Annotated in this window: 14 protein-coding genes; all 14 read left to right on the plus strand. The window is 35.8% G+C overall.

The window, feature by feature from the left end:
- Positions 1-274 precede the first annotated feature (274 nt).
- Positions 275-1,561, plus strand: coding sequence for a phage portal protein (locus HMPREF2987_RS07905; RefSeq protein ID WP_075230067.1), 1,287 nt, complete (start codon positions 275-277; stop codon positions 1,559-1,561).
- Complete coding sequence (locus tag HMPREF2987_RS07910; protein WP_075230068.1) at positions 1,554-2,252, plus strand: head maturation protease, ClpP-related; 699 nt, start codon at positions 1,554-1,556, stop codon at positions 2,250-2,252. Before HMPREF2987_RS07905 ends, HMPREF2987_RS07910 begins: the two co-directional genes overlap by 8 nt.
- 18 nt (positions 2,253-2,270) lie before the next feature.
- Positions 2,271-3,476 (plus strand): phage major capsid protein, encoded by a 1,206-nt coding sequence (locus tag HMPREF2987_RS07915; protein ID WP_075230069.1) that lies wholly within the window; start codon positions 2,271-2,273, stop codon positions 3,474-3,476.
- 2 nt (positions 3,477-3,478) lie between these two features.
- Entirely contained in the window at positions 3,479-3,736 is a 258-nt protein-coding gene (locus HMPREF2987_RS07920) for a head-tail connector protein (RefSeq protein ID WP_075230070.1), read from the plus strand.
- Entirely contained in the window at positions 3,736-4,089 is a 354-nt protein-coding gene (locus HMPREF2987_RS07925; protein ID WP_075230071.1) for a phage head completion protein, read from the plus strand. The genes HMPREF2987_RS07920 and HMPREF2987_RS07925 overlap by 1 nt, the downstream gene beginning before the upstream one ends.
- Positions 4,067-4,435, plus strand: coding sequence for an HK97 gp10 family phage protein (locus HMPREF2987_RS07930; protein ID WP_075230072.1), 369 nt, complete (start codon positions 4,067-4,069; stop codon positions 4,433-4,435). The genes HMPREF2987_RS07925 and HMPREF2987_RS07930 overlap by 23 nt, the downstream gene beginning before the upstream one ends.
- 7 nt (positions 4,436-4,442) lie before the next feature.
- Complete coding sequence (locus HMPREF2987_RS07935; protein ID WP_075230073.1) at positions 4,443-4,769, plus strand: hypothetical protein; 327 nt, start codon at positions 4,443-4,445, stop codon at positions 4,767-4,769.
- Between the two features lie 2 nt (positions 4,770-4,771).
- Positions 4,772-5,341, plus strand: a complete 570-nt coding sequence (locus tag HMPREF2987_RS07940; protein ID WP_045616007.1) for a major tail protein — start codon at positions 4,772-4,774, stop codon at positions 5,339-5,341.
- Positions 5,342-5,352: 11 nt separating this feature from the next.
- Positions 5,353-5,772 carry a hypothetical protein gene (locus HMPREF2987_RS07945; protein ID WP_006153800.1) on the plus strand — a complete coding sequence of 140 codons (420 nt, stop codon included), beginning with the start codon at positions 5,353-5,355 and terminating at the stop codon, positions 5,770-5,772.
- 182 nt (positions 5,773-5,954) lie between these two features.
- Positions 5,955-9,008 (plus strand): phage tail tape measure protein, encoded by a 3,054-nt coding sequence (locus tag HMPREF2987_RS07950; RefSeq protein WP_075230074.1) that lies wholly within the window; start codon positions 5,955-5,957, stop codon positions 9,006-9,008.
- Positions 9,005-9,727, plus strand: coding sequence for a phage tail protein (locus tag HMPREF2987_RS07955; protein ID WP_075230075.1), 723 nt, complete (start codon positions 9,005-9,007; stop codon positions 9,725-9,727). Before HMPREF2987_RS07950 ends, HMPREF2987_RS07955 begins: the two co-directional genes overlap by 4 nt.
- The gene (locus tag HMPREF2987_RS11310; RefSeq protein WP_075230076.1) at positions 9,728-14,074 is read left to right on the plus strand and encodes a phage tail spike protein; all 4,347 of its coding nucleotides are present in this window, start codon (positions 9,728-9,730) and stop codon (positions 14,072-14,074) included. It begins immediately after the preceding gene.
- Complete coding sequence (locus HMPREF2987_RS07965; protein WP_001090723.1) at positions 14,028-14,234, plus strand: hypothetical protein; 207 nt, start codon at positions 14,028-14,030, stop codon at positions 14,232-14,234. Before HMPREF2987_RS11310 ends, HMPREF2987_RS07965 begins: the two co-directional genes overlap by 47 nt.
- Positions 14,234-14,485, plus strand: a complete 252-nt coding sequence (locus HMPREF2987_RS07970; RefSeq protein WP_001162702.1) for a hypothetical protein — start codon at positions 14,234-14,236, stop codon at positions 14,483-14,485. The genes HMPREF2987_RS07965 and HMPREF2987_RS07970 overlap by 1 nt, the downstream gene beginning before the upstream one ends.
- Positions 14,486-14,491: the final 6 nt, after the last annotated feature.

A 14,491-nucleotide genomic window follows, 5' to 3' on the forward strand; every position in this document is an offset into this window, starting at 1 on the left:
AAATTAATTGTCTAACTTTTTGGGGTCAGTACATTATGCATTCTTTTTCCTATGTTTTATAAGCTCCGAAACAAAACATTCAGTACCTTTTTGGTACCTAATTACTTATATATAACGTATTACAAATAACAATTATGATAAAACCTCCTTTTAAAATACGCTATATAATAGACATTTAATCATATAATAAATGTACCTTGTAAAAATTCAATTATAATTAGTATAGCATCTCACAAATGAGGTGCTTTTATTGTATTCAAAAATGGAGGATAAGATGGGATTCTTAGATTTTATTGGAAGGAAAAGATCACGAGATAAACCGCATAATAGCTATGAGGGGCAGGACTTTTCCTATCTTTTTGGACGAACTTCTAGTGGTGAAAATGTCGATGAATTTAAAGCGATGCAGACTACAGCTGTTTATGCTTGTGTGCGAATATTAGCTGAAGCTGTCGCATCTCTACCCATTCATATTTACGAAAGAACATCTAATGGGAGAGAGAAGAAATTTGAACACCCTCTTTATTTCTTGCTTCATGATGAACCAAATCCAGAGATGTCTTCATTTGTCTTTCGAGAAACTTTGATGACTCATCTTTTGATATGGGGAAATGCCTATATTCAAATCATAAGGGATAAGAGCGGTCAGGTTTTCAGTTTGTATCCTTTGTTACCGGATAAAATGTCAGTACACCGTGATGAAAGTGGGAAACTTTACTACAAATATCAACGTCAGACCGAAGAAAATCCAAATTTCAAGGATAAAGGCAGTGTTATTTTAAAACAAGAAGATGTCCTTCACATTCCAGGACTTGGTTTTGATGGATTGATTGGCTATTCGCCCATCGCATTAGCAAAGAACGCAATTGGGATGACTTTGGCTACAGAGAATTACGGAGCATCATTCTTTAAAAATGGTGCGAATCCAGGAGGTGTATTGGAACATCCAGGAATTCTAAAAGATCCAAAAAGAGTACGTGATTCTTGGAATGCGGTTTATAACGGTGTTACAAATGCACATAAAGTTGCAGTTCTAGAAGAAGGAATGAAGTACACTCAAATAGGTATTCCTCCAGAAGAAGCGCAATTCTTACAGACTCGGAAGTTTCAAATCAATGAGATCGCACGCTTGTATAGAATACCACCACATATGATTGGTGATTTAGAAAAATCTTCATTTTCAAATATCGAGCAACAATCACTAGAGTTTGTCAAATACACATTAGACCCTTGGGTAGTTCGTTTAGAACAGGCCTTCAAGAGGTCTCTTTTTTTACCTGAAGAAAAGAAGAAATACTTTGTTAAGTTCAACGTAGATGGTTTATTACGTGGAGATTATCAAAGTCGTATGAGTGGGTATGCTATTGCAAGACAGAATGGCTGGCTATCTACAAATGATATTCGAGAACTTGAAGATTTAAATCTTTTAACAGATGAAGAAGGAGGAAATCTTTATTTAATTAACGGAAACATGACTAAATTAAAAGATGCTGGTGGTTTTATGACAAAACAGGTAATTGAACAATCTCAAGAAAAACCAAAGGAGGAAGAGGATGCGTAAATTTTGGAGTTTTTCAGATGATGGGAACATTCGTACTCTTCGTATTGAAGGACAGATTGCGGATGAAACATGGTTTGGAGATGAAGTTACTCCACAACTCTTTAAAAATGATTTAAATTCAGGAAAAGGTGATATCACCCTCTGGATTAATAGTCCAGGGGGTGATGTTTTTGCTGCAGCTCAAATCTATAACATGCTGATGGATTACAAAGGAAATGTGCATGTCATAATTGATGGCCTTGCCGCTAGTGCTGCCAGTGTCATTGCCATGGCTGGAACAACAGTATCCATGAGTCCTGTTGCCATGATGATGATTCACAATCCATGGACGATTGCACAAGGTGAAGCAAAGGATATGGAAAAGATTATTGAAATGTTGGGGGAAATCAAAGAGTCCATTGTGAATGCCTATGAGTTAAGAACAGGATTATCTAGGGCAAAAATCTCACATTTAATGGATTCTGAATCATGGTTTAATGCGAGAAAAGCAGTTGAACTCGGCTTTGCGGACAAGATTTTATTCGGTAAAGATGAATCTAAAGAAGAGCTAGAACTTAGCAGTTATTCATTTAGTAGAGCCACTGCAGATCATAACCTTGTTGTTAAACTTCAAGCCAAAATAGATAGCTACAAACCTTTATCAACGACTCCTCTCAATCAGTTAAGAAAAAGATTAGATTTATTGAAATAATGAAAGGAAAACTAACCTATGTCTAAATTACTTGAATTAAAAGAAAAACGAAATCAAGCTTGGGAACAAGCAAAAACTTTCCTAGACTCAGTGCGAACTGAAGATGGTTTAGTCTCAGAAGAAGATTCTCAACGCTATGATGAAATGGAAAGTAAAATCAATCGCTATAATCAAGAAATTGCTCGCTTAGAACGACAAGAAAAGATTGATCTAGAACTGGCTCAACCAACTTCTCATGCCTTGACAAGACAACCTACCACGGTCTTAAAAGATAGTGAGGTAGAAGATGAGAAGAAGGGAACTAAGTCTGATATCTATTCCAAAACCTTTTGGACGAATGTCCGTAAGCGTAACTTCTTTGATGTTAAGGATGTTCTTCGTGTTGGAGAAGATACAGAAGGTGGCCATTTAGTACCTGATGAGTATGAGAAAAAACTAGTTCAAGGTCTTCAAGAAGAGAATTTCTTCCGAAGTCTAGCAACTGTCATTAAAACATCAAGTGGAGAGCGGAAGATTCCAGTTGTTACAGGGCACGGAACTGCGTCGTGGATGGATGAAAATGGACTTTATCCTGAAACTGATGAGACATTTGGTCAAGTAACACTTGATTCGCATAAGATTGGAACAGCTATTCGAATCTCAGAAGAATTGTTAAATGACTCAGTATTTGATTTAGAATCCTATATGACTAGTGAGTTTGCACGACGTATTGGTACAGAAGAAGAGAAATCATTCCTTATTGGAGATGGCTCAAAGAAACCAACAGGAATCTTTACGCAAGCAAATGTTACTGGTCCTACAACGACGACTAAAGACATTACGTTTGATGACATGATTGAATTGTATCATTCTCTTCCTGCTCCGTATCGTAAAAATGCAGTATGGATTCTTCATGATACAACTGTCAAAGCAATCCGTAAACTGAAAGACAATAACGGAAATTATATTTGGCAACCGTCTACACAAGCTGGACAACCAGATTTAATTCTTAACCGTCCATACTATACATCTACCTTTGCACCCCTACCTGAACAGGGGAATAAAGCTATTGCATTTGGTGATTTCTCATATTACTGGATTGCAGATAGACAAGGTCGTACTTTTAAACGTCTTAATGAACTTTATGCTAATAATGGTCAAATTGGTTTTCTTGCATCTCAACGTGTTGATGGGAAATTAGTATTACCAGAAGCAGTAAAAATTTTAACTGTGAAAGCAAAATAATCATGATAAGTCTAGAAGAAGCAAAACTTTACCTTAAGGTAGAAAACACAGATGAAGATGACTTGATTATGCAATTGATTGATACGAGTGAAAAGCTCTGTGAAGAAACATTAAGACAGAATACTTACAGTGAGGTTCTAAGAATGGCAATCCTGTATGGGGTTGCCTATCTTTATGAACACCGTGAAACTGCTAATTATAAAGAGTTAAAACAAATGTTATATCACCTACTATTAGCTGATAGGAAGGATATCTTTTGATGAAAATTGCTCCATTACGTGATCGTCTTACATTTGAAGTGCGTAAAATTGTGGTTGATGAAATTGGAAATGAATCTTCAGTTTGGAACACCATTTTCCAAAGATGGTGTTCTAGTCGGCCATTGACCTTAACAGAAAATGAGGGGAGTGTGTCTAAACTCCTTTATAATAAAATCCAATTTACACTAAGGTACGACAAAGCGGTACTAAATCTAAGTTCATTAAAAGCTCGGATAAGATACAGAGACGCCTACTTTACGATAGATTCAATTGATGGTGATAGCGTTCCTAGGCAATTGATTTATATTGTAGCAACAAAGGAGAATGACTATGAACAGGATAGGAATGGATGAGTTGGAAAAAGTAATTGATCAAGAGTTGGGTGATTACATTAAAGAGACGACATCTGCAATGCGAGAGGTAGTAGAAGAAGTAACAGACAGTGCTGTAGATACTTTAAAGATCTCTTCTCCACGAAAAACTGGTAAGTATGCACGAGGTTGGAAAAGTAAGACCACAAGTGACAGTCCTACAGGCTTAACAAAAACCATTCACAACCGAACACCAGGCTTAACTCATCTCCTAGAAAATGGTCACGCTAAACAAAATGGTGGTCGAGTAGAAGGGCAAAAACATATTGAAATCGTTGAAAAAAGTGCCGTTAAGTCACTTGAAGATAAGCTGAGACAAAGATTGTGAGGAGTTTATGACATTAAAAGAGTTCTATAACATTTTAATAAAATCAAAGTTGCCAGTAGCTTATCATCATTTTGAAGAAGGAAGAAGTCCAGTTCCGCCATTTATTGTATATCTTGTTAAGGGCTCAGAAAATGCTGGAGCTGATAATTGGAGCTATCATAAGACTCTTAATCTTCAAGTGGAACTCTATACCTTAAAGAAGGACTTAGAAATCGAAACCAAGATGGATGACTTATTTGATAGTCATTCAATTTTTTTTGACAAAGTAGAGACTTATATCTCAACTGAAAAACTCTATCAAATTACATATTACATTTCATTAAACGGAGGATAGTTATGACTGAAAAAAATAAAGTTACATTCGGACTACAAGATGTCCATTGGGCAGAAGTTACAACTGAAGCTTCAAATGGCGCATTGACTTATGGAACGGTTGAACGATTACGAGGTGCAGCAGAACTAACCTTGGAACCGACTGGTGACAAAGGTTCATACAAGGCAGATAATATCAACTTTTATACTTCGGAATCAAATGATGGTTATGAGGGAACATTGAAGCTCGCCTTATTAACCCAAGAATTTTTAACTCGTGTCTTAGGAGAAAAATTAGATCCAACAACTAAAACAATTTCTGAAATCGCAAATGCTGAAAAGAAGAATTTCGCTCTGATGTTTCGTTTTGAAGGAGATAAGAAAGAAACACTTCATGTTTTGTATTACTGTTACGCATCACGTCCGTCAATGGGATCAAAAACAAAATCTGGTTCAGATATTAATGAGGTTGAGCTAAACTTTACTGCAAGTCCTCGGCCACTTGATAAGGTGGTTCGTCGCAAAACGACAGAAGAAACAAGTGATGAGATTCGTCAGAATTGGTTCAAGGAAGTCTTTGAACCTCGTGAATAAAGGAGTTACAGATGAGAGATAGTATTACAATTTCAGGAAAGACCTATGAATTAGCTACTAATGCCTATACACCGATTGCTTATAAAGAACAGTTTGGTAAAGATTATTTTCAAGACTTGTTTTCAATGGTGAGTACGCAGTCAATTCTCGATAAGATTGAACACCTAAATGAGGAAGAAAAACTCGAAACTGGTGACATTGATCTATCTATCCTGACCAATTTTGATATGACTTTTTTTCACAGAATTTTTTGGGTATTTGCGAAATCTGCTAATCCAAGAATTAAACCATTCAAAGAATTCTTTATGGAGATGGAGGAGTTTCCAGTTCAAGAAGTAGCAACTATCTTAATGAACATGCTTAATCAAGGGATGAATACAAGAAAAAAGCAGATCAAACAGAAACAGCAAGTGAAGAAATCTTTACGGTAGAAAGCTATTTATTTTGTTGTAAGGAAACTGGTTTATCCATAGACGACTTAAAACATATTTCAATTGGGATGGCTCTTGATTATCAAACTGATTATGTAAACTTGCGGACAAATGAAACAAGCAACACAAGAAAAGCAAATCAAAGTGATTTTGATAATTTTTAATAGAAAGGAGATGTGAACATGGCTGGAAATATAAAAGGTATCACAATAGAAATTGGTGGTGACACACAACCCTTGCAAAATGCCTTAAAAGGGGTAAATAAACAAGCAGCTGAATCAACTAAAGAATTGAAACAAATTGATAAGGCTCTTAAGTTTGATACAGGAAATGTCACACTCCTTACTCAAAAACAAGAAGTGCTTGCTAAACAAGTTGAAACCACTAAAGAAAAATTAGCTACCTTAAGGCAGGCACAAGCCCAAGTTGAAGCTCAATTTAAGTCAGGTAATATCGGGGCGGAACAATATCGAGCCTTTCAAAGGGAAGTAGAAACTACTCAGACAGTACTGAAAAGTTATGAAAGCAAACTAGAGGGTGTCAATCAAGCCTTATCGGAAAATGGAAATCGAATAGGTACTACTAAAAGTCAATGGGATAGCTTGAAACAAGAACAAGCTCGTCTAGCTTCTGAGAGTGAAAAATTAACGAGTCAATTTAAATTACAAGAAAGTGAACTTTCTTCAAGTGCTAGTGAATCTGAAAAGCTAGCTTTAGCTCAGAAAAAAGTAAATGAAAGTTCCTCTTTACTAGAAAAACAGATTCAGAATTTAGAGAAACAGCTAGAACTAACAAAATCTCAGTATGGCGAAAACTCGATTGAAGCCAATAAACTGGAACAGACTCTAAATGATACCAAAACGGCCTATAATCATCTTCAAAATGAGATGGAAGAGATGGGCACTAGTTCAACAAGTGCGAAGGATAATCTATCAGAAATCAATCATCTCTTAAAGGCAGATATCCTAATGGAATTCAGTGATCGTTTAGCAGAATTATCACAAAAATTGATTGATTTTGGGAAACAGTCGCTTGAAGCTTTTAACGAAGTTGATGAAGGGATGGATATCATTGTCACCAAAACTGGTGCTTCTGACCAAGCTTTAGAAGAGATGACAACTATCGCAAAGAACCTTGCTACTGAAATTCCAACAGACTTTAATACTGCTGGTAGTGCAGTCGGAGAGTTGAACACACAATTTGGTTTAACCGGTGATAGTTTAAAATCAGCTTCAAGTTATCTCATCCAATTCGCATCTATAAATGGGAGTGATGTTACTTCATCGGCTATTTCAGCTAAGAAAGCTATAGAAGCATACGGCTTACAGGCAACGGATTTGTCTAGTGTTCTTGATACTGTCACCTTTACCAGTCAAGCTACTGGTGTGGGAGTTCAAGATTTGATGGATAAGGTTGTTTCTGGAGCGCCACAAATTAAGGCACTAGGACTTTCATTTGATGAGGGTGTTGCTTTAATGGGGAAATTTGAAAAGGCTGGTGTGGATTCATCAGCCTCTTTATCATCCCTATCAAAAGCATCTGTGAAGTATGCGGCTTCTGGAAAGACCTTACAGCAAGGTTTATCTGAAACCATCGAAAAAATTAAAAATTCAACTAGCGAAACTGAAAAGTTAACTCTCGCTTCAGATATATTTGGAACTAAGGGTGCTCCACGAATGGTGGATGCTATTAATCGTGGTGCTTTATCTTTTGATGACTTAGCTGAAACAGCAAAGAAAGCATCAGGAACAGTCGGCTCAACTTATGAAGCGACACTAGATCCAATTGATAAATTTACAACTGCTCAAAATGAAGCTAAGTTAGCATTAGCTGAAGTTGGAGATGCTATTGCTGTCACTTTTGCACCGATACTAGAGATTTTAGCTGATTTGTTACGTTCAGTTGCAGAGTGGTTCTCTAGTTTATCAACGCCAGTAAAACAATTTATCATTATTGTAGGTAGCCTCATTACTGGATTAGGATTATTACTCCCTATATTTTTAGCACTTCAGGCAGCTGCCTTAGCAATGGGTGTCACAATTGGTGGCTTAATAGCAAGTGTAGCGCCTATTATAGCTATAGTCTTAGGAATTATAGCTGTTCTTGCCTTGTTAATTGTTGGAATAAAAGAACTTTGGGAACATAACGAGGGATTTAGAACAGCAGTAATGGATATTTGGAATGCTATTTATTCTTTTATATCTACTATCATTCAAGAAATATCAGACTTTATTTTAAGCATTTGGGGGACTCTAACTTCATGGTGGACTGACAATCAAGATTTAATTCTTGCAGCTGCAACCACAGTTTGGAATGCAATCTCAACAGTCATAACTACCGTTATGTCAATTCTAGAACCCTATATTCAGGCAGCATGGGAAAATATAAAACTGATTATCAGCACAGCTTGGGAAATCATCAAACAAGTAGTTGAAACGGCAATCAATCTTGTCTTAGGCATTATTAAAGCAATCATGCAGGTTATAACAGGAGATTGGTCTGGTGCATGGGAAACAATAAAGGCAGTTATTTCAACAGTATGGGAATCCATCAAGTCAATTGTAAGCTTAATTCTAAGTACTATTAGTCAACTTATATCAAACACCTGGAATGGGATTAAGAACACAATTAGTAATCTCTTATCAGCAATTAGTAACGTTGTCAGTACAATTTGGAATAGTATCAGTTCAACTATTTCAGGTATTTTAAATGGAATCTCAAGTACAGTGTCCAATGTTTGGAATGGAGTAAAAAATACGATTTCAAATGCAATTAACACTGCCAAAAATGCAGTTTCAACTGCTATAACTGCTATCAAAAAACTCTTTAATTTCAGATTTCAGTGGCCACACATTCCTTTACCTCATTTTAGTGTGTCAGGATCTGCAAACCCTCTGGATTGGTTAAAGGGACAAATTCCTAGAATCGGTATTGAGTGGTATGCAAAAGGGGGAATTTTAACAAAACCAACTGCCTTCGGAACAATAGGGAATTCCCTAATGGTAGGAGGAGAAGCAGGAAACGAAGCGGTACTCCCTTTAAATGAATCTACTCTTGGTGCAATCGGAAGAGGTATTGCAAGAACGATGGATTTAAGAATGCCAGACATCAACATTTCGATTACTGGAAATATTATCCGAGAACAGGCAGATATTGAAAAAATAGCAAATGAAGTAGCAAGTCGAATCGCAGAAGAATTAGCACGTCAAAAACAATTGAGAGGAGCCACTATATGATTAAAAGAAACGAGTTAGTCATAGACGGAATTGGAACTTCTAGTTTTCCTTTTAAGGTGATTGTCCACGAATCGCCTTCTGTTATCTTAGCGGAGAGTAAGACGAGTTTATTAGAACATAAAGGAATGAGTGGCGCTCTTTCGCAAACAAATCGACACCGAGATTTGATTGAAAAATCATATACGATATACATTGTTAAGCCCTCAGAAGAACAACTTCATCAATTTATGGGTCTATTTATCAAGGAGCAGTTTTGGCTTGAGAGTGAACGGATGAAAACCACACGTCTTTGGTGTTACCGAGTAAAATGTACTGAGGTAAAACAAGAGAGAGATGGTGTGTATGCGACGAAAGCTACCTTTATTTGTCATCCTACAAAGTTTTTTAAATCAATGGATAGACAAACTTTGACATCAAACGGTGTACTTAGAGTTCAAGGGACGTCTCTAGCGTTCCCCAAAATAACGATAATGGGGAATTCGGCAACTGAGACTCAGTTTACGATTGGAGATCAGGTCATTAAAATTGAAAAAGTTACAGAACCTCTTGTGATGGTAAACGAGCCAAATAGTCCAAGTTTTCTAACTTTTAGCAAAAAGTACATCAAATGGTCTGGTGATTTTATCACTATTGATCCAAGCTCTAAAAAAGAAGTAGGTGTTGTTCTTGGTAGAGGTATTACTTCTTTAAGCTTTGAAACAAATTGGGGGTGGGCTTAAATGTTATTTTTGTTGAACAAAGATATTAGAACTGTAAAGTGGAATGGATTACCTCTTCATGAAACCAGCTCTGCTATTGTAAAAGAAACCCTGAACGGTGATTTCACCTTATCTATTCGCTATCCAATTACCGATTCTGGTATCTATAAACAAATAAAAGAGGATATGCTTATCAAGGCTCCTGTGCCTGTCTTAGGATTCCAGTTATTTCGTATTAAAAAGCCAATTGAAAACGATGATAGTTTGGATATAACCGCCTACCATATTTCAGATGATATTATGCAACGGTCTATCGAACCAATTAGTGTTGCTAATCTTACTTGTGGTATGGCCTTATCTCAAATGGTTCAAAATACTAAGACCAATCTTGGTGATTTTTCGTTTACGAGTGATGTTACAGATCGCCGTACTTTCAATACACATGAAGTAAAGACACTCTATGCTGTCTTAATGGATGGTGCCCATTCTATCATAGGAACTTGGGAAGGGGAGTTGATTCGTGACAATTTGGCTCTGACAATCAAGAAGAATAGAGGTGAAAATAGGGGTGTTGTCATAACAACACATAAGAATCTAAAGTCTTACAAGAGAACCAAATCAACTCAATCAATCATTACTCGTATTCATGCAAAATCAACATTTAAACCAGATGGTAAAGATAAAGATCAGACAATTAAAATTACTGTCGATAGTCCTCTAATCACTTTCTATCCATATATCAATGAAAAAGAGTACGAAAATAATACTCTTAAAAGCATTGAGGAGTTAAGGAAGTGGGCTGAGGCTAAGTTTAAGAATGAAGGAATTGATAAGTTATCGGATGCTATTACGATTGAAGCCTATGAACTCGATGGGCAGGTTGTACATTTAGGGGATACCGTAAATATCAAGAGTTTGAAACATGGGATCGATATTCCCAAAAAGGCAGTCGCTTATGAATTTGACGCACTGACACAAGAATATATCTCGATTACTTTTGATGATAAACCAATGGTAGGTGCTTCAACTTCAAATAGTGCAATTTCAACTGTCGCAAATGAAATTTTAGACTCTGGTTTCACATTACAAGAAGTCGCAATTGAAAAAGCTTTGAGAAATGCGAACACAGCATTTGATGCCGAATTCACTAAACAAAAAGATTCAATTCTAGATGATATTGAAAAAGTCAAAGCTAGTGCAGAAGTTTACGCAGATGGTATTCGTCAAGAGATTGAAGGAAAGATTGCTGATGTTGATTCTAAAGTTCTATCTAATGAATTACTTAATGAAAATAGATACAACGATGTATTGGCTAAAGCAAATAGTAGTAGAGATTTAGCTAATCATGCCTTAGAGGTCAGTAAAGAAGTTAAAGAAACTACTAATACAGTACTAACAGATACCTTAAATTATAAAAAAGAAGCTATTGCTGAAGCAAACCGTTTAGTTGAACTCAGCAAGAATAGCTTATTGAATCAAATTACGACAGTAGAATCTTCAATTGATAAGCTTAAGGGGGTTGTTACTAACAAGGTTTCAAAGACAGACTTTGATGCTATCAAAAATACCGTAGAGCAACAACGAACGGAAATATCACAAGCCAAGGATAAAATAAATCTAAAAGCTGAAAAGACCTATGTAGAAAATATTAAACAAACAGCTAGTGAAGCACTCCAAAGAATATCAGAGAACGCATTAGCAATATCTAAAACTAAAGCTGATTTACAAGTTACTGCAGATGCTATAAATACTAAAGTATCACAAACAGATTTTAATCAAACGACAAATCGACTTGCTAGTACTGAAACAACAATTAAAATTCAAGCAGGTGAAATAGCCAAACGATTGACCAGTAGTCAGGTAGAATCCGTGATAAATTTAAAAGGATTTCAAACTAAATCAGATGTTGATAAAAATATTTTAGACAGAGGTTATGTAACGAACTCTAGCGTGCAAAACTTAGTTAGAGAAACATCTAATAGTTTCACTCGGACGATTAGTGAAACTAAAGCTTTAATACCAACTAGTGTTTCTCATCGAAACTTAGCATCTGGTTCCAGTGATAGTTGGACTTCATACAAAGAAATAAACTCGAAACTCAATTGGATTCAAACATTAGGAAAAATTCCTTATGGTGATTCGACTGGCATTTATTCAGGGACAAAAATCAATCTATTTGTTTATATTTCTGTCGATAATGTTGTATTAGATTCAACTGTTACTCCTAGAATTATCTTACAAGGTCCAGGCTATAAAAAATCAGATAATAGTGCTGTATGGAGTGTTCATTCTAATCCCTTTCATACCTCTTGGTCTACTACATTAAAAACGGGTACAAACTACCATCTTATTAAGATTTCTCGAATCGTAACAGATGAGATGTTCAATAACTTTAAAAACTTTGAATTACAATTTCGTATTGATGGAGCAAGTTCAGGTAAATTTCATTGGAGAGCTTTAATGATTACTACTGGAGATATCTTTCCAAATTATTGGACTAAACCTATCGAAGATTTAACAACTGTAACAGCCTTTAACGAGGTAAAAGATACTCTAGGTAGCCATACAAGAACTATTAGTGAACAAGGTAAATCAATTAGTCAGGTTTTACAAACATCCGAAGGACTGATTACAAGAGTCAGTGATTTAATTGATACCCAAAACTTAGTATACGATCCAACCAATTTTAGTAAATATAGAGAACGTGAACCGAATTCGAATTTAGTTATGACTGGAACTAATGAATACAAGCTGCTAAGAATTGCTCAAAGTGGTAGGACAACAAATGGTTGGCGTGGTTTCCAAATGCCTCTTCATAGTCAAAAATTTGTTGCTGGTGAGAAACTTTCTTATAGGGTCAATTTATGGATAGATGTACTACCTGATGGAAAAGTTGGTTTTGAAATCAAATCCGGTAACTCAATAGGAGGTTTCACCATCAGTCCGACTAGAAAGGGCGCAGCTCAAATTTTTACAGGAACTTTTACGATAAATAAAACCGTGACAAAAACAGATGATTTTGGGCTTCATATTTGGCTAGAAAAGAACGGCACTGTGGCAGTTGGCCAAATTTCAATTGTTCGAGGTAGTCAGCCACCTAATAACTTTGTAGATAGTACATCCTTTCAACAAATTGCAACAGAAAGTCTTGTTCAGCAACATCAAGGTTCCTATTCGATTCAAAATTTAACTAATGCAGGCTCTTTAATTTCAGGGATTAATCTAGGCGCGAATGGAATCAATAGAATCATTGGTAAGGCAACTCATATAACTGGGGATACTTTAATTGATAGAGCAGTCATTAAATCAGGAATGATTGATAAATTAAAGACATCAAACTTTGAATCTGGGTCAGTAACTACTATGGTATTAGCGTCAAATTCAGTAACTGCAGATAAAATTGTCGTGGATCAAGCGTTTTTTAATAAGTTAATTGCAAATGAAGCTTATTTACGACAGCTGTTTGCTAAGAATGCTTTTATCAATAGTGTACAAAGTGTTAGGATTGATGCTAGTCAAATAAAGTCAGGCTTACTAAGTGGTGACAGAATTCAGGGTGGCACAATAACTGGAACCACAATTTCTGGTGGATTATTAACTGGAGAAACAAAAATTAAGTTAGGTGCTTACGGTTCATTTGACGCTATCAACGGTGGATTACAGATTAATGTTCCTCGTCAGTTTAATTCTAAAGATGGTTTAGGTGTACAATTTATAGGTTCTTATGGCCGAGGGGACAATGTTCCTTACGGCTTATTTATTTACAAAGATTCAGATTTTACTACTGGAAACACTGCAAGTGATAGTGATGATTTTCTATTGACGGTCGAAGGATACATTAAGGCAAAAGGAATTGGCTGGTTAAAGTACGGCAAAAGTAGCATTAATGGCTCAACTACAGGAACTATTAGTTATTGGAATTCTAATAATGTGTCTCTAGACTTTGGTGGATCAGGAAATGATATTTACTACTCATATAACGGAAATGCTTATAGCTTATGGCAAATTGTTAACCAACATTTTTCTGATAAAAACTTAAAAGAGAATATAGGCTTATCTAACTATAAAGCACTCGATTTTATCAAAAGATTTCAATTTAAAGAGTATGACTGGAAGAAAATAGGGAATCGTATTCAAAAGGCTCATACCAAAATTGGACTCATCGCTCAAGATATTCAACAAATTGACTCATCACTAGTGTATGAAAATGGTGGATTTCTGAATCTTGATAATACAAGATTAACGAATATCGCTTTAAAAGGAATTCAAGAGTTAATACTTGATATTAGAAAATTAAATAAACGATTGGAGATGTTAGAAGATGAACACAGATTTAATCCATCAATTAGCAATGGAGTCGTTGACTAAGAAACTAGCACAAACCGAAGGTCAAGCAGCACAAAATGAGGCTCTTTATTTGGTTGTTGCAAGCGAATTGCAGTTAATGAAAGATGTATTAGAATACGACTCAGACCTAAAAGACTTATTTGAGGAAGTAAAAACTAAAAGAGAGAAAGGAGAAAGTTAATGGCATTAGAAATTACTAAAACAACACGTTTGGTTGGAAATTTGAAGATTGGTGATGAAGTAGTTAAGCAGTATACTGTTGATGTTGATGAACATGGTGTTTCTACAGTATCTGAGTTTCTCTATCATTCAGAGCTCTATGCGGAGCATCGTCTCGAAATGAGAAACCAAGAAAAATTGTTCCGAGATAAACGATATGAATTAGAAGATGCTGTTTTAGCTGAAATTGAGTCAAATAAAAAAGAACAATAGGGAGTA

This window comes from Streptococcus sp. HMSC067H01, from assembly GCF_001814775.1.
Classification (GTDB): Bacteria; Bacillota; Bacilli; order Lactobacillales; family Streptococcaceae; genus Streptococcus.